This window comes from Pseudomonas sp. TE21435 (assembly GCF_056279265.1).
Window position 1 is genome coordinate 4808803 of record NZ_JBWBQZ010000001.1, and the last position, 20594, is coordinate 4829396.

At 64.8% G+C, this 20594-nt stretch carries 19 protein-coding genes; 14 read left to right on the forward strand and 5 right to left on the reverse strand.

Annotated elements, in window-relative coordinates; all coding sequences use genetic code 11:
- Positions 1 to 129: 129 nt before the first annotated feature.
- Both ACZ9C1_RS21810 and pmrG read right to left on the reverse strand, forming a co-directional pair.
- Positions 130 to 1044, reverse strand: coding sequence for a histone deacetylase family protein (locus ACZ9C1_RS21810; protein ID WP_277505537.1), 915 nt, complete (start codon positions 1042 to 1044; stop codon positions 130 to 132).
- 111 nt (positions 1045 to 1155) lie between these two features.
- Positions 1156 to 1848, reverse strand: coding sequence for a lipopolysaccharide core heptose(II)-phosphate phosphatase PmrG (gene pmrG / locus ACZ9C1_RS21815; RefSeq protein ID WP_476254362.1), 693 nt, complete (start codon positions 1846 to 1848; stop codon positions 1156 to 1158).
- A gap of 160 nt (positions 1849 to 2008) precedes the next feature.
- On the opposite strand from pmrG, the gene ACZ9C1_RS21820 reads away from it, so the two are divergent.
- From ACZ9C1_RS21820 to ACZ9C1_RS21835, 4 genes are all read left to right on the forward strand, one after another.
- Entirely contained in the window at positions 2009 to 2578 is a 570-nt protein-coding gene (locus ACZ9C1_RS21820; RefSeq protein WP_139668342.1) for a GNAT family N-acetyltransferase, read from the forward strand.
- Positions 2579 to 2669: 91 nt separating this feature from the next.
- Positions 2670 to 3539, forward strand: coding sequence for an acyl-CoA thioesterase II (gene tesB, locus ACZ9C1_RS21825; protein ID WP_046857248.1), 870 nt, complete (start codon positions 2670 to 2672; stop codon positions 3537 to 3539).
- Positions 3536 to 4126 (forward strand): HAD family hydrolase, encoded by a 591-nt coding sequence (locus ACZ9C1_RS21830; protein ID WP_476254363.1) that lies wholly within the window; start codon positions 3536 to 3538, stop codon positions 4124 to 4126. The genes tesB and ACZ9C1_RS21830 overlap by 4 nt, the downstream gene beginning before the upstream one ends.
- A gap of 102 nt (positions 4127 to 4228) precedes the next feature.
- Positions 4229 to 5239 (forward strand): zinc-dependent alcohol dehydrogenase family protein, encoded by a 1011-nt coding sequence (locus ACZ9C1_RS21835; RefSeq protein WP_476254364.1) that lies wholly within the window; start codon positions 4229 to 4231, stop codon positions 5237 to 5239.
- 52 nt (positions 5240 to 5291) lie between these two features.
- Here ACZ9C1_RS21835 and ACZ9C1_RS21840 read toward each other — a convergent pair whose 3' ends face one another.
- The 3 genes from ACZ9C1_RS21840 to ACZ9C1_RS21850 form a co-directional block, all read right to left on the reverse strand.
- Complete coding sequence (locus ACZ9C1_RS21840; RefSeq protein WP_277502693.1) at positions 5292 to 6185, reverse strand: GNAT family N-acetyltransferase; 894 nt, start codon at positions 6183 to 6185, stop codon at positions 5292 to 5294.
- Positions 6186 to 6317: 132 nt separating this feature from the next.
- A complete protein-coding gene (locus tag ACZ9C1_RS21845) occupies positions 6318 to 7232 on the reverse strand; it encodes an RHS repeat-associated core domain-containing protein (protein WP_277502695.1) in 915 nt (304 codons plus the stop codon).
- A gap of 174 nt (positions 7233 to 7406) precedes the next feature.
- A complete protein-coding gene (locus ACZ9C1_RS21850) occupies positions 7407 to 8513 on the reverse strand; it encodes a peptidase C39 family protein (protein ID WP_476254365.1) in 1107 nt (368 codons plus the stop codon).
- 176 nt (positions 8514 to 8689) lie between these two features.
- Between ACZ9C1_RS21850 and ACZ9C1_RS21855 the strand changes: the two genes are divergently transcribed.
- The 10 genes from ACZ9C1_RS21855 (at position 8690) to ACZ9C1_RS21900 (ending at position 20581) form a co-directional block, all read left to right on the forward strand.
- The gene (locus ACZ9C1_RS21855) at positions 8690 to 10192 is read left to right on the forward strand and encodes a RimK family protein (protein ID WP_476254366.1); all 1503 of its coding nucleotides are present in this window, start codon (positions 8690 to 8692) and stop codon (positions 10190 to 10192) included.
- A 12-nt stretch (positions 10193 to 10204) separates the two neighbouring features.
- Positions 10205 to 11221 carry a magnesium transporter CorA family protein gene (locus ACZ9C1_RS21860; RefSeq protein WP_476254367.1) on the forward strand — a complete coding sequence of 339 codons (1017 nt, stop codon included), beginning with the start codon at positions 10205 to 10207 and terminating at the stop codon, positions 11219 to 11221.
- 353 nt (positions 11222 to 11574) lie between these two features.
- Positions 11575 to 12969, forward strand: coding sequence for a GABA permease (gabP, locus tag ACZ9C1_RS21865; protein WP_476254368.1), 1395 nt, complete (start codon positions 11575 to 11577; stop codon positions 12967 to 12969).
- Positions 12970 to 13142: 173 nt separating this feature from the next.
- Complete coding sequence (locus tag ACZ9C1_RS21870) at positions 13143 to 13919, forward strand: efflux RND transporter periplasmic adaptor subunit (RefSeq protein ID WP_476254369.1); 777 nt, start codon at positions 13143 to 13145, stop codon at positions 13917 to 13919.
- Positions 13916 to 15235: an efflux RND transporter periplasmic adaptor subunit gene (locus ACZ9C1_RS21875; RefSeq protein WP_476254370.1), complete on the forward strand. Its 1320-nt coding sequence runs from the start codon at positions 13916 to 13918 to the stop codon at positions 15233 to 15235. Before ACZ9C1_RS21870 ends, ACZ9C1_RS21875 begins: the two co-directional genes overlap by 4 nt.
- Positions 15232 to 17328 (forward strand): peptidase M50, encoded by a 2097-nt coding sequence (locus tag ACZ9C1_RS21880; RefSeq protein WP_476254371.1) that lies wholly within the window; start codon positions 15232 to 15234, stop codon positions 17326 to 17328. The genes ACZ9C1_RS21875 and ACZ9C1_RS21880 overlap by 4 nt, the downstream gene beginning before the upstream one ends.
- A gap of 73 nt (positions 17329 to 17401) precedes the next feature.
- Positions 17402 to 18202, forward strand: coding sequence for an aspartyl/asparaginyl beta-hydroxylase domain-containing protein (locus ACZ9C1_RS21885; protein WP_476254372.1), 801 nt, complete (start codon positions 17402 to 17404; stop codon positions 18200 to 18202).
- On the forward strand, positions 18190 to 19173 hold the full coding sequence (locus ACZ9C1_RS21890) for a sulfotransferase family protein (RefSeq protein WP_476254373.1): 984 nt from the start codon (positions 18190 to 18192) through the stop codon (positions 19171 to 19173). Before ACZ9C1_RS21885 ends, ACZ9C1_RS21890 begins: the two co-directional genes overlap by 13 nt.
- 175 nt (positions 19174 to 19348) lie before the next feature.
- On the forward strand, positions 19349 to 19909 hold the full coding sequence (locus ACZ9C1_RS21895) for a GNAT family N-acetyltransferase (protein WP_102684141.1): 561 nt from the start codon (positions 19349 to 19351) through the stop codon (positions 19907 to 19909).
- A gap of 75 nt (positions 19910 to 19984) precedes the next feature.
- Positions 19985 to 20581, forward strand: a complete 597-nt coding sequence (locus tag ACZ9C1_RS21900; RefSeq protein WP_198754794.1) for a phage tail protein — start codon at positions 19985 to 19987, stop codon at positions 20579 to 20581.
- Positions 20582 to 20594 lie beyond the last annotated feature (13 nt).

Sequence of the window (20594 nt, forward strand, 5' to 3'; positions counted from 1 at the left end):
AAAGAGCGCGCATTCTACCCCAGCGGGACGGCTCGCGGCACTGCTCAAAAAACAACCAACTCTTTGCAGCTCAGGCAGTTAAAGGGCTGGAGCGGCTTTCCCGCAGGTTATCCACAGGCGGTTCCACAGTCATTGTGCACAACCGAGCACCCGCGCCGCGCTGTGGTGGAGGATGCCGTGGCGCCGGGCCAGGGCCTGGCGGTCCTTGCTGTAGCCGCCACCGATCACCCCTACCACCGGGATGTCGCGGCCCAGGCACTGGCGCAGCACATGCTCGTCGCGGGCAGCGAGGCCTGCGTCGGTCAGTTGCAGGTAGCCCAGGGCGTCGTCCTTGTGCACATCGACGCCAGCGTCGTACAGCACAAGGTCTGGCTGGTACAACGGCAGCAGGTAGTTCAGCGCATCCTCGACCACTTTGAGGTAGGCGCTGTCGTGCATGCCGCGCGGCAGGGGGATGTCCCAGTCGCTCTGGGCCTTGCGCGCCGGGAAGTTCTGCTCGCAGTGCAGCGATACGGTGATCGCCTCCGGCGTGTCGTGGAGAATGCGCGCGGTGCCGTCGCCCTGATGCACGTCGCAGTCGAATATCAGCACCCGGTGTACGCGTCCGGCCTCCAGCAGGTAGCGGCTGATCACCGCCAGGTCGTTGAAGATGCAGAAGCCGGCCGGGTGGTCGTAGTGGGCATGATGGGTGCCGCCGGCCAGGTGGCAGGCGATGCCATGCTGCAGCGCTTGCTCGGCGGCCAACAGCGAACCGCCCACGGCGCGCACGGTGCGCCTGGCCAAGGCTTCGCTCCAGGGCAGGCCCAGGCGGCGTTGGTCCTCGCGGGACAGTTCGCCGTTCATGTAGCGCTCGATATAGGCACGGTCATGGGCCAGGGCGAGGATGTCGGTGGGGCAGATTTCAGGGCGCAGCAGGGCGGTGTCGGTGGTCAGGCCGCTGTCTACCAGGTGATCGCGCAGCAGGCGGAACTTGTCCATCGGGAAGCGATGGTCCGGCGGGAATTCGGGGCTGTAGTCGTCGTGGTAGATCAGCGGCAGGGGCATGGTGTCGGCGCGTTGGGGGCGAACACCGATCTTGCCAGTATTGGTGGCGCCGGCGCCAACGCAATCGCGGGGCAAGCCCGCTCCCACGGAGCTGAGGTTATCTTGTGGCGCTCATTGGCCTGCCGATGCCAGCACCCTTTGCCAGTCCGGCTCGTTCATCCGCCCAAGAATCCGTGCCTTGCCATTGCCATCCACCGACACGAACAGCGCACTGGCGTAGCCGCTCTCACGCTCGCCGCCCGGCACATGCTGCTGGCGGGCGAAGTGATCGATGCAACCATTGTGGGTCACCAGTACCAGGTTATGCCCGGGCCGCTTGCGGGCCATGGCCTCGGCGGGGAAAGGACGGTCGCAGCGCTCCAGCCAGTCTTCGCTGGACACGGCCTGGCCAAGGATGAAATGCGCGGTCTGGCGGGTACGCAGCTTCGGGCTGCTGAGCACATCGGCTCCGGTCAGCCCCAGCTGCCGCAAGCCGTGGCCGACCCGCTGCGCCGCCTGGTTGCCGGCCACGGTTATGCCGGTCGCATCGTCCAGGCAGGGGCCAGGGGCGCTGTCACAGCGCTCGGCATGGCGGATCATCACGATCACCGCGCCTTCCTTCCAGTCCTGCAGCAGGCCGCTGTCACTCAGTTGTTGCTCGTTGCCAAGGTTCACGATGTGCGTCCTCGTCGCTAGCCAGGTGCTGGCCCCAGCCAGTACCAGGAGCAGGCCGATGGCGGCGCCGAGCGCGGTACGTGAGCGGCGGCGTTCGGGGCGGGCCAGCAGGGCCGGGTTGTGCAGGGCGTTGCTGGGGGCATGCGTCACTCCGATGGCAGTGCGGCGTCGACCAAGGCCGCGGTGGGTGCCGGCATTGTGCGAAGGCGCCTGTCGGGGAGCGGTGAAGCCGATATGAAAAATGCATCGGCTGGACGATGGACGCGGCCTACGCTGTAAACTGCCAGACCGAGATTCTGGAGCCGCGCCGATGACCCCCATCCTCGAACTGGAAAGCCCGCGCCTGGTGCTGCGCCAATGGCAGGACGACGACCTGCGCGAGTTCGCCGCCTTGTGCGCCGACCCACAGGTGATGCGTTACTTCCCCGCACCGATGACCCGGGTCGAGGCGGCCGCGCTGATCGGCCGGGTGCGCGGTCATTTCAACGAGTACGGCTTCGGCCTGTGGGCATTGGAGCGCAAGGACAGCGGTGCTTTCATCGGCATGACCGGGCTGCTCAACGTCAACTTCGACGCGCCCTTCGCCCCGGCGGTGGAGATCGGCTGGCGCCTGGCCCGCCGGCACTGGGGGCTGGGTTTCGCCAGCGAGGCGGCCTGGGCTTGCCTGCGCTGTGCCTTCGCCCAGTTGCATCTGGACGAGGTGGTGTCGTTCACCACCGAGGGCAACTTGCCGTCGCAGAAAGTGATGCAGGCCATCGGCATGGTTCAGGACCTCGAGGGCAGCTTCGAGCACCCGCGCCTGCCGCCGAACGATCCGCTGCGCCCTCATGTGCTGTACCGCATCGACCGCGCCCGCTGGCAACAGAACCTGCGCGGCTGAATAGCTCGCCATTCGTACGACGGGACCAACGGCAAAACCCTGTATCATTCGCCGGCATAAACGCGCCGTATTGCCTTGCCAGGAGAACCCCATGAGCCACGTACTCGACGATCTGGTCGACTTGCTGAGCCTCGAGTCCATCGAGGAGAACCTGTTCCGCGGACGCAGCCAGGACCTGGGCTTCCGCCAGCTGTACGGTGGCCAGGTGCTCGGTCAGTCGTTGTCGGCGGCCAGCCAGACGGTCGAGGACGCGCGCCATGTGCATTCGCTGCATGGCTACTTCCTGCGCCCGGGTGACGCCAGCATGCCGGTGGTTTACTCGGTGGACCGCGTGCGTGACGGCGGCAGTTTCAGCACCCGGCGGGTCACGGCGATCCAGAAGGGCCAGCCAATCTTCACCTGCAGCGCCTCGTTCCAGTACGACGAGGAAGGCTTCGAGCACCAGGCGTCGATGCCCGACGTGGTCGGCCCGGAGAACCTGCCCAGCGAGGTCGAGCTGGCCAGCGCCATGGCTGACAAGCTGCCCGAGCGCATCCGCGAGAAGGTGCTGTGCGCCAAGCCCATCGAGATCCGCCCGGTCACCGAGCGCGACCCGTTCAATCCCAAGCCCGGCGATCCGGTCAAGTACGCCTGGTTCCGTGCCGACGGCAACCTCCCGGACATTCCGGCGCTGCACAAGTACCTGCTGGCGTACGCCTCGGACTTCGGCCTGCTGACCACGGCCTTGCTACCCCATGGCAAGTCGGTGTGGCAGAAGGACATGCAGATCGCCAGCCTCGACCACTCGCTGTGGTTCCATCGTGACCTGCGCGCCGACGACTGGCTGCTATACGCCACCGATAGCCCCTGGGCCGGCAACGCCCGTGGCTTCTGCCGGGGCAGCATCTTCAACCGCGCCGGGCAACTGGTGGCCTCGTCGACCCAGGAAGGTCTGATTCGCCATCGCAAGGACTGGGCATGAGCCTGGACGACATCCGCCACTGGGTGTTCGACATGGACGGCACCCTCACGGTCGCCGTGCATGACTTCGCGGCCATCCGCGAAGCGCTCGATATCCCGTCCGAGCACGACATCCTCACCCACCTGGCAGCCTTGCCGGCAGCGGAGGCGGCGGCCAAGCATGCCTGGCTGCTGGAGCATGAGCGTGACCTGGCAATCGCCTCCAAGGCCGCCGACGGCGCCGTGGAGCTGGTGCGCGAACTGGCTCGCCGCGACTGCCGGCTGGCCATTCTCACGCGCAATGCCCGCGAGCTTGCCCACGTGACCCTCGAGGCCATCGGCCTGGCTGACTGCTTCCCGGTCGAACATATCCTCGGTCGCGACGAGGCGGCGCCCAAGCCCAGCCCGGATGGGTTGTTGCAGATCGCCCGGGCCTGGGGTGTGAGCACCGGTGCAATGGTGATGGTCGGTGACTACCGCTTCGACCTCGACTGCGGCCGGGCCGCAGGCACCCGCACCGTGCTGGTCAACTTGCCGGACAATCCCTGGCCGCAGCTGGCCGACTGGCACGCGGCCGATTGCCGGGCGTTGAGGGCGTTGCTCGGCTGACGGCCCTGTCGCGGGGCAAGCCCGCTCCCACGTGCTTGCCCCGCGATCATCCAGACCTGTCTAAGCTGCACTGCACCTTTTCCCACGATGGAGACCCATCCCATGAACACCAAGGCCCTCTACGTCCTGCCCGGCGGCGGCTACGACAAGGTCCAGGTCGGCACCTGCGAAACCGCCGCGCCCGCAGCCGGCGAGATCACCGTGCGCCTGCACGCCAGCTCCCTCAACTACCACGACTTCGCCGTGGTCAGTGGCATGTGGGGGCCGAGCGAGCGGCGCATCCCGATGGCCGACGGCGCCGGTGAAGTGCTCGCGGTGGGGGCTGGGGTCAGTGAGTTCCAGGTTGGCGATGCCGTGGTCAGCACGTTCTTCCCCGACTGGCTCGGCGGCCAGGCCCAGGTCGAGGGCTTCGCCAGCGTGCCGGGGGATGGCATCGACGGCTACGCCCGCGAACAGGTGACCGCCCGGGCTACCTCCTTCACCCATGCGCCCAAAGGCTACAGCCATGCCGAGTCAGCGACGCTGACCACCGCCGGCCTCACCGCCTGGCGCGCGTTGATGAGCGACGACCACCTCAAGCCCGGTGACAGCGTGCTGGTGCAGGGCACCGGTGGTGTGTCGATCTTCGCCCTGCAGTTCGCCAAGCTGGCCGGCGCCACGGTGATTGCCACCTCGTCCAGCGATGCCAAGCTCGAGCGCCTCAAGGCACTGGGCGCGGATCACCTGATCAACTACAAGGCCACGCCTGCCTGGGGCGAAAAGGTTCGTGAACTCACCGGCGGGCGCGGCGTGGACCATGTGATCGAAGTCGGCGGCCCGGCCACCCTGGAGCAGTCGATGATCGCTGCGCGCATCGGTGGCCACGTGTCGTTGATCGGCATTCTCACTGGCGTGGCCGGGCAGTTGCCGTTGGTGCAGGCGCTGGTGCGGCAGATCCGCCTGCAGGGCGTGCTGGTGGGCAGCCGCGCCCAGCAGCAGGCGATGGTCCGCGCCATCGACGCCAACGGCCTGCGGCCGGTGGTGGACAAGCATTTCGAACTGGAGCAGATGGTTGAGGCGTTCAGGTATCAGGAGAGCAACCGGCATTTCGGCAAGATCTGCCTGACCTGGTGAAGGTCTGAGGGCCCTGTGAAGAGACGGTGCGCTGTTTGGCGTGGGACCCAGTTCAGGTATGGGACAGCAATGGAAACATCAGCGCCTGTCCATCGACACTGGTGGGGGCCGCGCCCCAGACGAACAGCGCATCATCGTTATCCACAACTCGCGTCGCGAAGCCATCGCTATGTAGCGGCGCAAACCCCAGCACTACCTCCCGGGTCGTAGCCGTGACCAGTTCAGCCACCACATCGGCGAGCACCAGTTCGCGTTCGCAGAACACATCCACCAGCACCATCCGTTCGCCATCATGTTCGATCACCACATAGGCCTCGTGCACTGAGGAATGGAACACCGCCTCCCGGTATGGCCCATCGCAATAGAACATCGTCAGCGGCACATTCGGCAGCAGGCTCAGTCGTGCCTGTGGACAACTCTTTTCCAGCGCATCGATGAAGCGTTGACGTTGTTCGCCATCATCCAGATTCACCGGGTGGAAGGTCGTGGCCCGTGGTTGCGCAGCCCAGGGCTGGTAGTACTCGCGTTCGACCACTCGGCGAAAACCGAACTTGGGGTAGAGATCAAGTACGGTGCTGTTGGCGAACAGGTACAGCAGGTCGCATTGGCCTGCCCAGCGCTCCACCAGCACTTCCATCAGATAACGGCTGTAGCCACGGCCTCGTGCTTCGGGCGCAGTCATCACCGTGCCGATCTGAACGCAGTGCAGATGTTGGCCACCGAGGGTGAAGTCGAGCAGGTTGGCCGAGGCGTTGGCCAGCATCTTTCCGTCGCGAACCAGTGAGCACGGCTGGTTGTCGGCTTGCCAGAAACCGGCCTGGTACCAGGCTTCGAAGTCGAAGCCATAAGTCTGGCGGGTGAGGGCGTTCAGTTCGGCGCGCAGATGCGGGTCGTCGCAGTAATGTTCAACCAGCTTATGGGTGTGCTCGCTCAGGGAAACGTCCATGGCTTTCTCTGAAATTTGGGTGAAGTACACGATATTAGCTATCGTTCTGAACGAGCGTTGTAATTAATTGTGCTGGAGTATTCCACGTATTCACGTTTGCAAGGCAGGAAATGCGTCGGCAGACTTGTTGTATTAGAGTTGGTTGGAGTTTCGGTTCCCTCTTTCTAAACGGTTGATTCGCTTTCTAAGTTCTGCGTTTTCGTTTTGCAGATGTATTACCTTGTTTTTCGACTTGGCAAGCGGTGTATTGAAACTCTGTTGCCCGGCGTTAATCCGGAGAAGCTCATGACCTGCATCACCCACTCCAATGCCATCAACAGTATCCTGAGCTTCAGTTGCTCGTTTGGAGGCGCTGATAGTGTCAACGGTATCATGGGCCCCTATGGCTATCAATACGCCGTTAAATAGGGCGGTAATAATACTCGTTGGATATCCAAAAGCTTCAGCGATGGCGCTACCACCTGCAAGCGTTGAGCTGACAGCAGTTACGATTGTCTTGGGGTCTTTAAGGTTAACGTTGTTAGTACCTTTGATCTTGTCAGCGACAGCATGAGCTCCGATTGTTACCACAGGTTGAGAAGCCCCCAATATATTTGCACCGTTGGTGATTGTTGGTATAACCCAGTTCGGCAGCTGGTCTGCTATTGCTGCCGGAGCCAAACTCGGCATCTGGGTTGCTACTGATGACACGATAGGCCCTATTGCGCGCTGATTCATGTTGCCTTTTATGCGCCCGCTTCGATCATGGAAATTGATTGGATCTCCATGACAATACGCATAGGCGTTCAACCCTCCCAGGCTAAACGGGCTCAACCCGTCGGGAGAGTGAAACCGCATGATCATAGGGTTATATGCCCTGTGACCATTTCCCAGTAGGTACCAACTCAGATGCTGTTCACAGGGCTGACCAGTAAAACCCGATGCAGGCGTATCGGCTCGCAGGGTGCGATGACCGTAGGGACCATAGCTTATGCCGGTGGGCTTTTCCGCTTGCCGCATCAAGAGCGGGCTTTGCAGGCGGTCTGTGGCCAGCAAGGTGTTTGTCATGGCAAGTACCCTGGTAGTGGGGGAGCCTGGATGAAAGCGACCTGCGGTGCTCAAGCTGATGGCAACCAAACTATCAGTGAGTAAAAGTCCGTGAAACTGGTAAAAATGACAGTTGCCCGGGCCACCTCCCCATGACGTCTGGCCGAGGTGACGGCCATCGAAGCTCGGATGGCTTTACGCCCCACTTACCTCCCGTTCAAACAGCACCACCGCCGCCCGCAACTTGCGCCCACCGAACAGGCTCATGCGCTGGAACTCCTGGTGGCTGACCGGCAGGTGCTGGCAGTCCAGGGCCTGCCGGTGACGAGCGTGGTCGGTGTCGGGGTCGTGCAGGTAGACGAAGTCGTCGTCGCAGGCGGTGACCAGCACCCAATGCGGCGCCTTGCTACCGGTCAGCCGGTAGTTGCTGATCAGCACCAGCGCCAGGCCGCCTTCGGCCAGTACCCGGGGCAGGTCGGGGGCCTGCCGGGCGACCTCCACGTCGCTGTCCTGCAATTCGGCGCAGAAGTCCTCATGAACCAGGCGCATGACCTCCTTCTTGCCGGGCTGGCGCACGCCATCGAGAAACAGCGGCCCTTCGGTATTGAGCAGCAGGCGCACGCGAAAGCCCCGACGCCATGCGGCCAGCGCCAGCCCGTGGGGGCTGCAGCCGCCGTGGCCGGAGGTCATGAACACGGTGGTTGCCTCGCGCCACAGGCGCAGTTCCTCGCGGCGGCTTGGCGGGCGCTGCGATCGCAGCGCGGCCATGGCCATCAGCAGGCAGGCCGGGCCGCAGGTGAAATCGGTGGTCTGGGCATAGTAGGGAACCGGTCGCGTCTCGCCCGCCGGGTGCTGGAGGATGCGCTTTTCGTAGCGCAGGGCGCTGGTGTGGTCCTCGTAGTAGTCGTCGACCTGGGCGAAGCGGCGGTAGCCATGGCGTTCGTACAGGGCAATGGCCTTGGGATTGTCGGTGCGTACCTCAAGACGCAGGTAGGCGCGTTCGTGCTCCAGGGCGCAATGTTCGGCCTGTTCCAGCAAGCGGGCGCCAAGGCCATGGTCACGCGCCTGTTCGGCAATGGCGATGGAATACAGCCGGGCCAGCGAGGTGCCACGGTGGAAGAGTAACAGCGCATAACCCATCAGTTGTCCGTCGCGTTGCGCCACCAGCAGGCTGGCGTTGGCGTGGGAAAGCATCCAGCGAAAGCTGCGCGGGGTCAGTCGGTCGATGGCGAAGCACTGGTTCTCCAGCGCCAGCAGGGCCGGCAGGTCGTCAACAGTTGCCAGGCGAAATTCGATGTGCATAGGGCCGCCGTAAAAGTTGCGTAATGAAACGGGACATTCGAAAAACTTCGTGCTTAATAGAAACCGTGTCTACCCAACACAGGGCTTCAATCATGTCTTCGTTTCAGGAACCTTTACCTGGCTGGCCCGGGGAAAGTTCACACTCAAGTACAGCTGGTGTTATTTATCCACTGACGATGGATAATAAGTCAAGTCAGCTGGTGATCATCGTTGAACGGCGTGAGGACTGGGCTTCGTACCTGCCCAGCGAGGACGTCTTGACGGCCCAGGAGTACCTGGAGGAGTCACGCGAGGCCGATAACGGCAAGCGTGTCCAGGTAATAAACCTATGTCGTAATTACAAGTATCTAGGTCACGGTTATTATTGTTCGTTGTTGGCCGAGGCGCGAGGGCATAAAGTCATTCCCTCGGTCAGAAGTATCAGTGAGTTGACCCGTAAGTCGTTATACGGATTGGCCCTCGACGACATGGCGCGCAGCCTCGAGAGTGCCTTGGCCAATCACCCCTATGGAGAAACCGAAGGGTTCACCCTGACCCTGTATTTCGGCCGTACCGATCTGGAACCGCTGCAGGACATCGCCCGCCAGCTGTTCGAAAGTTTCCCGTGCCCGATCCTGCTGGTGGAGTTCCGCAAGACCAGCACCTGGCATATCGCCGGGGTCAAGGCCGGTGCGCTGCACAAGTTGCGTGAAGACCAGCAGGACCCGTTCGCCAACGCCCTCGATGGCTTCAGCCGCAGGATCTGGCGCCAGCCACGCTCGCGCCGCGTGGCGCGATACGACCTGGCGATCCTCCACGACCCTGACGAAGCGCTGCCGCCTTCCAACCCCAAGGCACTGGAACACTTCATCCGCGCCGGGCGCCAGTTGGGGGTCGATGTCGAGCTGATTGGCAAAAAAGACTACGCCCGTCTGGCCGAATACGATGCCCTGCTGATCCGCGAGACCACCAGCGTCGACAACCACACCTACCGTTTCGCCAAGAAGGCCGAGAGCGAAGGGCTGGTGGTAATGGACGACCCGGCATCGATCCTGCGCTGCACCAACAAGGTGTACCTGACCGACCTGCTGCGCAGCCATCGCCTGGCCATGCCGGCCAGCGAGATCCTCTACCGCGACAACCCTCAGGCCCTGGAAGGCATCGGCGAGCGGTTGGGCTTTCCGCTGGTGCTGAAGATCCCCGACGGCTGTTTCTCCCGGGGCGTGATCAAGGTCAAGGACCCCGGCGAACTCCAGGCCGCCACCGCCGACCTGTTCGAGCATTCGGTACTGCTGCTTGCCCAGGAATACCTCTACACCGAGTACGACTGGCGTATCGGTGTGCTCAACCGCAAACCGATTTTTGCCTGCCAGTACTTCATGTCCAAGGGCCACTGGCAGATCTTCAACCATCAGGCCCAGCGCGACGAGGTCAACGGCGAGTGCCGCACCCTGGCCGTGCACGAGGCGCCGCGGGCGGTGGTGGAGCTGGCGGTCAAGGCCGCCAACCTGATCGGCGATGGCCTGTACGGCGTCGACCTCAAACAGGTCGGCGAGCGGGTGGTGGTAATAGAGGTCAACGACAACCCCAACCTCGACGCAGGCATCGAGGATGCCTACCTGCATGACGACCTCTACACCCTGGTGCTGGAGGAATTCATCCGCCGCCTGGAGCAGAAGCGCCGGGGCCAAGCCTGGTAACGAGGTGCTGGCATGATCGAAAGCTATAGCCTGGCCCATGGCCAGTTGCGCAAGCGCGAAGGACTCGATTGCGAGGTGCTGCTGTTCGTAGAGCCGGACAGTGCTGAGCGAGAGCTGTTGCAGGCTTGGTTCCACCTGGATGCCCATGCCCTGGCTTCGGCACTCGACCCGGACGAGGTGTCACGCATCGAACTGCACCGCGATGGCCTGTTCCTGATCTGGAAACGCCCGGAGAGCTACACCGGGGGCGACAGCTTCGCCTTCCAGGTGTCCTCGTTCGGCATGCTGATGGTCGATGGCCACCTGGTGCTGATCGCCCCGGACGCCTCTCTGCTCGACGGCCTGGGGCAGCGCCATGCGCTGCACGAGCCGATGGATGTGCTGCTGGCCATCCTGCTGGACAACCTGCATCACTACCTGGGGCACCTGAAGGTGATCAAGATGGTCGCCCGCGAACTGCAGCAGCGCTTCGAGCAGTCGCTGGAGAACCATCACCTGATGCAGATGTTCAACCTCAGCGAGAGCCTGATCCACTACATCAACGCCATCCACAGCAATGGCGCGGTGCTCTCGCGCTTGCGCGCCCATGGCGATAAGCGCCATTTCAACCCTGAGGTGCTGGCGCTGATCGACGACCTGGTCATCGAGAACAACCAGTGCCACAAGCAGGCCGAAATCTACTCGACGGTGTTCGCCGGCCTGATGGACGCCCGCGGCAACCTGGCCAACAACGCGATGAACGAGACCCTGCGCAAGCTCACCCTGATCAACGTGGTGTTCCTGCCGCTGAACCTGATCGCCAGCATTGGCGGGATGTCCGAGTTCAGCATGATGACGGCAGGCGTGCCCTGGTGGCTGGCCTATGCCGTGCTGGTGCTGACGATGATGCTGCTGGGCGTGCTCATGGTGCTGGCGCTCAAGCGCCTGGCCAGGGGGCGTCGGCCCGTGGTGCCCCTTGCGCAAACCGAGCGCCCCGTTGCACGGCCGACCCCTTCTTTCCCTGGTATCGCCAATTGGAGAACGCCATGAGCAACCTGCAGATCGGCCTGATGATCGTCACGGTGATCGTGGTGTTCGCGGTGGTGAACTTCTACTGGGACTACCTGCGTGACCGCGACTGACGCAAACAGGCATGTCCGGGGGCTTGACTGACGTGCACGGGCACGCGGTGTCGTGATCGAACAGTTGTCTGACGTTTTCGAGCATTTTGCTCGCGCCGCGCCCAGCTTAAAGTGAAGCCCGCATCCCCATGGTGCGTTGCCCCGGGCGCATGAGAAGGCCGTAACAGAGCGTGCGCAACGTACTCCGCCCTTAGCCGAGGAGACCGTTTCGCCTACGCCTGCCCGTCCCTTCCTTGTGTCAGTAAAAAGAGAACAAGACCAATGAACACCGTGGGAACTGATGGCAACCTTGCTCAAGGTTTCAAGCCACGTCACGTAACGATGCTGTCCATCGCCGGCATCATCGGCGCGGGACTTTTCGTCGGCTCCGGGCATGCTATCGCGGCTGCCGGGCCCGCCACCATTCTTTCCTATTTTGTGGCCGGCACCCTGGTGGTGCTGGTCATGCGCATGCTCGGCGAAATGGCCGTGGCTCACCCCGACACTGGCTCGTTCTCCACCTATGCCGACCAGGCCATCGGCCGTTGGGCCGGTTACACCATCGGCTGGCTGTACTGGTGGTTCTGGGTGCTGGTGATCCCCATCGAGGCGCTGGCCGCGGGGCATGTGCTCAACGCCTGGTTCCCCCAGGTAGACAGCTGGATCTTCGCCCTGGCCTCGGTGCTGTTGCTGGCCTGCACCAACCTGTTCAGCGTGGCCAAGTACGGCGAGTTCGAGTTCTGGTTCGCCATTCTCAAGGTCACCGCGATTCTCGGCTTCATCGGCCTGGGTTTTGCCGCACTGGCAGGCTGGTTGCCGGAGCGCGAGGTCAGCGGGTTGAGCACGCTGGTCGACGAGCATGGCGGCTTCGCCCCCAAGGGCTGGTCGGCGGTGGTCGGTGCCTTCATCACCGTGATGTTCAGTTTCATCGGCACCGAGGCGGTGACCATCGCTGCCTCCGAGTCCAGCGATCCGGCGCGCAACATCGCCAAGGCCACCCGTTCGGTGATCTGGCGCATCAGTACGTTCTATATCCTGTCGATCTTCGTGATCATCTCGGTGGTGCCCTGGAATGACCCGCAGTTGGCTGTGGTGGGCTCCTACCAGCGCGCGCTGGAGATCATGAACATCCCCAATGCCGCGCTGATGGTCGACTTCGTGGTGCTGATCGCGGTGACGAGTTGCATGAACTCGTCGATCTACATCGCCTCGCGGATGATGTACTCGCTGGCCAAGCGCGGCGACGCGCCGGCGCTGCTGAAGAACACTTCACGGGTTGGCGTGCCGCGTGCGGCGGTGTTCGGCAGCACCCTGATCGGCGCGGCCATCGCCATCCTCAACTACTTCGCGCCCAAGGGCGTGTTCGAGTTCCTGCTGGCCAGCTCCGGCGCCATTGCCTTGCTGGTGTACCTGGTGATCGCCATTTCGCAGTTGCGCATGCGTGCACGGCTGGAGCGCGAGAGCGCCCAGCTCAAGTTCCGCATGTGGCTGTTCCCCTGGCTGACCTGGGCGGTGATCCTGTTCATCGGCGGCGCACTGGCCGTGATGATGTTCACTGAGGAACACCGCGCCGAGGTCACCGCCACCTTGAGCCTGGCGATCGTGATCTCGTTCCTCGGCATCATCACCACCCGGGGGCATGCGCGGGGCGCCGCAGCAGCAGGCTCTGCGGGTTGAGGTGAAACCGGGCTTGCCCGCAACGTGGCAAGCCCGCGCCTACGCGTTGCCATGACGTTTCCCGGAGGATTTGCGGGTTTTGGCAAAGCCCCGAATCTTCATTGGCGTGATATATCCGTGCCATCATTTTTTGTCTTACACTCCGGCCATCAGCTCGCAAGGGAGTGCGCAACATGCTTCGCGGTTTCCGTCTGGCTTTGACCCTGGGTCTGTTGCACCTGCCGCTGGCGCAGGCCGGCGACCCACCCGCCGACCCCTTGCTCGATACCCCCGCTGGGTCCAGCGCCGGGCAGAATCCCCGTGGTGTGCTGCGTGCCCGTGACCAGGCCGTGCTGTCCAGTGAGCTGGCCGGGCGCATCGTCGAGATGCCCTATGCCGATGGCCAGGACTTCAAGCAGGGCAGCACCCTGGCGCGCTTCGATTGCAGCGCCTACCAGGCCCAGCTCAACGCCGCCCAGGCCGCCGTGCGCGCTGCCCGCGAGGAACTCAACCACAACCGCCAACTGGCCGCGCTGAAGTCGGTCGGCCAGTTCGAGGTGTCGTTGGCCGAGGCCAAGCAGGCCCAGGCCCAGGCCGAGGCCCAGGTGTACCAGGTACAGGTCCGGCGCTGCGTGGTCAGCGCGCCGTTCGATGGCCGGGTGGTTCAGCGCCGGGCCCAGCCCCATGAAAGCGTCGCCAGTGGGTCACCGCTGCTTGAGGTGGTGGACAACCGCTCGCTGGAGATCCACCTGCTGGTGCCCTCGCGTTGGCTGGGGCAGCTCAAGCAAGGCCAGCCGTTCGAGTTCGTTCCCGATGAAACCGGCAAGCCGCTGCAGGCACAGGTCAAGCGCGTCGGCGCACGGATCGACGAGGGCAGCCAGACGTTGCTGCTGATCGGCGAACTGCCCCGTGACAGCCAGGGGCTGCTGGCCGGCATGAGCGGCACCGCCCACTTCGCCGCACAACCATGACGGCCGCCGCCACGGGGGTGGCCGAGCATGCCTTCGCGCTGTTTCTCGGCCTGCAGCGTCAGGCCCGCCAGGCGGCTGGTCCCGAGCAACTGGCCTACAACATGGTCAACGATGGCCAGACACTGTTCGGTTTTCGCCATGCCGCCCTGCTGATCGCGGGCAAGGTTCGGGCACTGACCGGCATCAGTGTGGTCGAGGCCCATGCGCCGTTCGTGGCGTTTGTCGAACGCGCCGCTCACACGCTCCAGGCCGCCGGTGTGGTGGCCCGGACGGGGGCCGTGGATCCGGCGACGCTGGATACCCAGGCCCAGGCAGACTGGCAGTTGTTGTCGGCCGCTCACGCATTTTGGTTGCCCTTGCTCGATCGCCAGGGCGAAGCGTTCGGCGGGCTGTGGCTGGCCCGCGACCAGGCGTTCAACCCCGCCGAGCAAGCCCTGCTCAATCAGTTGGGGGAGACTTACGCCCATGCCTGGCTGGCTTTGGGCCCGGCCAAACCCTGGCGATTGCGTTGGCCACGGCGGCGTCTGCTGGTGGCCTTGGGGTTGTCGTTGCTGGTGCTGCTGGTGCCGGTGCGCCAATCGGTGCTGGCTCCGGCCGAAGTCGTGCCGCGGGCAGGGCGGGTGGTTGCCGCGCCGCTGGACGGGGTGATCGCCGAGTTCCTGGTCAAGCCCAACCAGACGGTCGCCGTCGGTGACCTGCTGGTGCGCTTCGACGCCACCACCCTCAAGGCCCAGGTCGATGTCGCCGAGCGCGCCCTCGGGGTCGCCGAGGCTGAGCTCAAGGCCAGCACCCAGCGCGCCTTCAGCGATGCCGAATCCAATGCCCGCCTCGACCTGCTGGCCGCCCGCGTGGAACAGAAACGCGCCGAACTCGACTACGCCCGCCAGCTCCTCGGCCGCAGCGAAATTCGCGCCGAGCGTGCGGGAATCGCGGTGTTCGCCGACGCCGAGCGCTGGACCGGCAAGCCCGTGCAGACCGGCGAGCGCCTGATGCAACTGGCCGATCCGCAGCAGGCCGAACTGCGCCTGGAGCTGCCGGTGGGCGATGCCATCGCCTTGCAACCCGGGGCCGAAGTGGCGTTATTCCTCGACAGCGACCCGCTGCATCGCCATGGCGCCCGCTTGGAGCGCGCGGCCTACGAGGCCCAGGCCACCGCAGCCGGGCAACTGGCCTACCGGCTGGACGCCGGTTTCGACGAGGCACCGCCGCGCATCGGCTTGCGTGGTACCGCCAAGGTGTATGGGGAGCGCGCACCGCTGGTCTATTACCTGCTGCGTCGCCCGCTGGCTGCGTTGCGTCAGGGGCTGGGGCTGTGACCCTGCCGGCGTTGCGCGTCGACCTGCAGCTGTCGCCAGCGGCGGCCGGGCATGACGGCGCGCCGCAGTGGACCCTGGCCGACCCGCTGCGCGGGCGTTACTTCAAGCTGGGCGGTGGCGCCGTGCGGCTGTTGCAGCACTGGCGCCTGGGCGACCCGCAGCGTGTGCTGGCTGCCGCCAATGCCGAGCCTGGCCTGGCAGTCGACGAGCAGGCATTGGAAGAACTGTTGCTGTTTCTCGGCCAGCACGACCTGATCGGCGCCGAAGATGCCCGCCAGCGCGAAAGCTATGCGACCAAGGCCGCCGCCACCCGGCAGAGCCTGTGGACCCGTGTGCTGCACCAGTACCTGTTCTTCAGGATTCCGCTGTGGCGCCCGGATGCCTTCCTCAACCGCGCATGGCCGATGCTCGAACGCCATGGAGGCTGGATCTTGCGCTACGCCCTGCCGTTGGTGCTGGCGTTGGGCATGTTCCTGGTGATCCGCGACTGGTCGCGCTTCATTGCCACGTTCCCGCACCTGTTCAGCCTCGGCGGCATCCTCGCCTTTGGCGCGGCGCTGGGGTTCGCCAAGCTCTGCCATGAGTTCGGCCACGCCTTCATGGCCAAGCGCGCCGGGTGCCGGGTGCAGAGCATGGGCCTGGCGTTCATGGTGCTGTTGCCGATGTTCTACACCGATGTCAGCGATGCCTGGCGCGTCAGCGACCGCCGTGCGCGGTTGCTGATCGATGCCGGTGGGGTGTTCGCCGAGCTGCTGCTGGCGGTGCTGGCGCTGCTGGCCTGGTCGCTGCTGCCTGACGGCCCGGCACGCACGGCAGCGTTCATGCTGGCCAGCGCCACCTGGATCACCACCTTACTGGTCAATCTCAACCCCTTCATGCGTTTTGATGGCTACTTCCTGATCAGTGACTTGTGGCGGGTCGAGAACCTGCAGAACCGCGCCTTTGCCCTGTGTCGCTGGCGATTGCGCGAGGCGCTGTTCGGCTATGGCGAGCCAGCCCCGGAAGCCTGGTCGCCGACCATGCGCCGCCGTTTGCTGGTGTGGGGCTATGGCGCCTGGCTGTGGCGCGCGGTGCTGTTCTTCGGTATCGCCCTGGCGGTGTATCACCTGTTCTTCAAGGTGCTGGGCATCTTCCTGATGCTGGTGGAGCTGGCCTGGTTCATCGGTTTGCCGGTGTACAAGGAGTTGCGGCAATGGTGGCTGCACCGTGGCCAGGCGGCGCCGGGCAAGACGCTGCGGGTGGCGGCCGGGCTGGGTTTGCTGCTGGCCGTGCTGGTACTGCCCTGGCGTGGCGCGGTGGACGTGCCGGCGATGCTCGAGGCGTCCCGCGTCAGCGCCCTGCATGCGCCGGTGGCGGCACGGGTGAAAAGCTTGCCGGTGGGCGAAGGGCAGGCGGTTCGCCAGGGCGAGCTGCTGGTGGAGCTGGAATCGCCCGACCTGACGTCGCGCCAGTCCATCGTGCGCCGCGAGATCGACATCCTGCAGCTGCTGTTGCGCCGCCAGGCCGGGCGCAGCGAGACGGCGGCGGACGCTGTGGTGCTAGAGCAGCAACTGGCCGAAGCCGTGGCCGAGTACCGTGGCCTGGCCGCCCAGCGCGAGCGCCTGCACCTGCGCGCGCCCCGCGACGGTGTGCTGCGTGACCTGCCGGCCGGCCTGGCAGCGGGGCAATGGGTAAGCCCGGCACTAACCTTGGGCCGGGTAGTCGAGCCGGGGCTGCGTTTGCGCGGTTACCTGGCCGAAGCCGATCTGTGGCGGGTGGCGGCCGGCAGCGAAGGGCGCTTCATCGCCGATGACCCGGCGCGCCCGGCATTGCCGGTGCGCGTGGAGCAGGTGGATGCCACCGGCGTTGCCGTGCTGGAGCTCGAAGCGCTGGCCTCCGACCGCCATGGCCCGGTAGCCGTGCGGCGTGATGGCCAGCAGCGTGCGGAGCCGGTGCAGGCCCAGTATGGCGTGCGCCTGAGCCCGTTGGGCGAAGTGCCCGATGTGGCCCAGCCGTTGCGTGGGGTGGTGGTACTGGAGGGCGCGCGCGAGTCGTTGCTGGGGGCCGCCTGGCGACGTTTGGCGGCGTTGGGGGTTCGTGAGAGTGGGTTTTAGGCGGCCTTTCCCCTCCAGGGACCCGTCTTCGCCAGGAACACCGTTCAAGATAATGCCAACGCAAGGAGCCCGCATGACCGAGACTGCTTTGCCACTGTGTTCCCGCCTTACCTTGCCCACGAACCTGCCCGCGTTGCTGCAGGCCCTGACCCGGCTGGACACTCACGCCTGGCAGGCGCACTTCAACCGGGGCTACCACGAAGGTGACTGGAGCGGTGTGGCACTGGTCGCCGCCGAGGATGCGCCGTTGCCGCTGGCCCCAGGCACAGGCGCGCCGAATAGCCTGGCCTGGTGGCAGGGCGAGCCGGCCTGGCAGCAAGCACTCGCACCCTTCCAGGCATCGCTGCGCGCCGCCCGCCTGCTTCGCCTGGGCGCGGGGGCGCGGATACACGAGCACCGTGACCCCGACCTCGGGCGCCCAGGCGGCTGCCTGCGCTTGCACATACCGCTGCAGAGCCCTCCGGGCGTGGAGTTTCTTGTGGATGGCCTGCAAGTGCCGATGCGCCCGGGCGAGTGCTGGTTCATCGACTTGTCGCGCCCCCACCGGGTCAACAACCCCGGGCCCGGCGAGCGCATCCACCTGATACTCGACTGCGCGGCCGACCCTTGGCTGCTGGCGCTGATCGACGAAGGCCTGGCGCAGACGCCGGCATTGCAGCCCGGCAGAGCTGGGCAGGCATTCGAACGGTTTCGCCAGCAGGTGAGTGAGGCGCCGGCATTGGCCGCGCAACTACAGGTGCTGGAGGATCCCCGGGCCTTCGTGGCCGAGGCGGTGCGCCTTGGTGCCGAGCTAGGGCTGGCGTTTTCCGAGGCAGAGGTCCTGGGCGCCATGCGTCGGGGCAAGCAGGCATGGAGCGATCAATGGCGAGTGTGAATACCCCGATGGATTTTCACGGCTGGCTGCCCATCCGCCTCTGGCAAGGCGACGCCGGATGGCGGGTGGACTGGTGCTGGTTCGGCGAGAGGCGCCTGGCCCGGCCGTTTTTCCGCGACGACGTCGACCAGGCACTGCGCTTGCCCTTCAACCAGGCCATGCGCCGCGACACCGATGTCCAGGCTTTGCTCGACTGGCAACTGCACAGCCCGGGCCTGGCGCCCTCGGTGCTGGTGTTCCATGCCTCGCGCTGTGGCTCGACGCTGATCGCCCAATTGCTCGCCAGTCAGGCCCGCAACATCGTGCTGTCCGAGCCGCCGCCGTTGGACAACCTGTTGCGTGCCGCGCGCCAGGACCCGTCCGCCGTCGCCTGGCAGGCCGATGCATTGCGGGCGCTGTGCTCGGCCTACGGTCAGCGTCGTCGGGGCGACGAGTGCCACCTGTTGATCAAGCTCGACGCCTGGAGCATCTTCGACGCGCCACTGCTGACGGCGCTGTATCCCCAGGTGCCACGGGTATTCCTCTACCGTGACCCGCTGGAGATCGTGGTTTCCCAATTGCGCCAGCCGGGCATGCACCGGGTACCGGGCCTGCTTGGTGCCTCTGGGCTCGACAGTGTGCTGGCCGAGGCCCAGGGCATGGGCGCGGTGCAATACACCTGCCGGATGATTGGCGAAATCCTTGCGGCTGGCCTAGCGTTGTGCGAACGCGAAGGTGCCATAGCGGTGAACTACAGCGAGTTGCCCGATGCTGTCTGGGGGCGCCTGGGGCCATTGTTCGGCATCCTGCCAGGCGAAGTAGCGGATTTGCAGGCGGTCGCGGCCTTCGACGCCAAGCAGCCCGTCCTGAACTTCAGCGCCGATGGCCAGCGCAAGCGTGACGAAGCCAGCGACGAGGTGCGCGCGGCGATCGCCCGTTGGGCCCTGCAGCCTTACAACGCTTTGGAATCCATACGGTTGCGAAATGCCTAGAAACCGGCGTCAAAATACCTCGAACGGGTGTTTGAGAAAATAGTTGCAAAGACCACGCTAGAGTAGTGGCTATATGCCTTGTTGTTCGGCTACGCTGCGGGTGATCGTGTAGGACAATTCACTTGGATGTGCGCCCCTCACCATGGGGTAACCTTACGCAGGGAAGCCAGACCCGATGTCCATCCCCGAGGTGAACCTCCGTCCCATGGTGGACGCCGACCGGGCGTTCCTGCGCGAGCTCTATGGCACCACGCGTGCCGCCGAAATGGCCCTGCTGCCGTGGCCGCAGGCCGCTATCGATGCCTTCCTCGACCAGCAGTTCCAGGCCCAGCACGACTACTACCAGGCCCAGTTCGCCGACGCCGGCTTCTTTGTCATCGAAACGGCGGGCGAGCGCATCGGCCGTGCCTGCCTGCAGTGGACCGACAGCCACGTGCAATTCATCGACATGGCCCTGCTGCCCGCCTGGCGCGGCCGTGGCATCGGCAGCCGGCTGCTCGGCCAGTGGCTGGCACGTGCCGATGAACGGGGGCTCAGCGCCGGCCTGCATGTGACCGCCCACAACCCGGCCTTGCGGCTCTATCAGCGCTGTGGGTTCCGGGTGGTCGGCGAGAACGGCTTGTCGCTGAAAATGAGCCGGCCAGCGTCCATTGCCGCGATTGATGCGACCGGTGAGCCCCGATATCCAAGGGGGCCGGAGCTCCAGACGATTTTCCACGCCGATCGGCAGCTCTGAGCGTGCCTGTCACGAACGTGATTACCTGCGGGCCTTGAGGCCCGTCCTTGCCGCGTTGTCAAAGGAGTGCAGTAAATGAGTGAGCCATTCATCGGTCAGATCACATTGTTCGCGGGAAACTTTGCGCCACGGGGTTGGGCCTTCTGCGATGGGCAGATGCTCAGCATCAACAACAACGCGGCGTTGTTCGCGATCCTGGGCACGACCTACGGTGGCAATGGCCAGACCACCTTCGCGCTACCTGACCTACGCGGGCGCAGCCCTGTGCATGCTGGCCAGGGACAAGGGCCGGGGCTATCGCAGTTCCTTCCGGGCGAGAAAGGTGGTACTCCGACCACCACGCTGCTTGCCTCGAACATGGCGTCGCAGGCCGTGAACATCCCTGCCCAGACCGTATCGGTCGCCATCCCTGCCGCAGAAGGTGACGCCGACCTGCCGGCCCCTTCGACCACCGGCGTGCTGGCCAAGCCGAAGGACTCGTCCGGATCGGGTGTGTCGATCGACATCTACGCCTCCACCGCCAGCAATACCACGCTCAAGCCGTTCAACCTCACCATCCCAGCCACGACGGGCGCGACCGCGCCAGGCAACCAGCCGTTCTCGAACCAGAGCCCTTACCTGGGCATCAACTTCATCATCGCGACCGAAGGGATCTTCCCATCCCGTAACTGAGGCCAGGATTTCG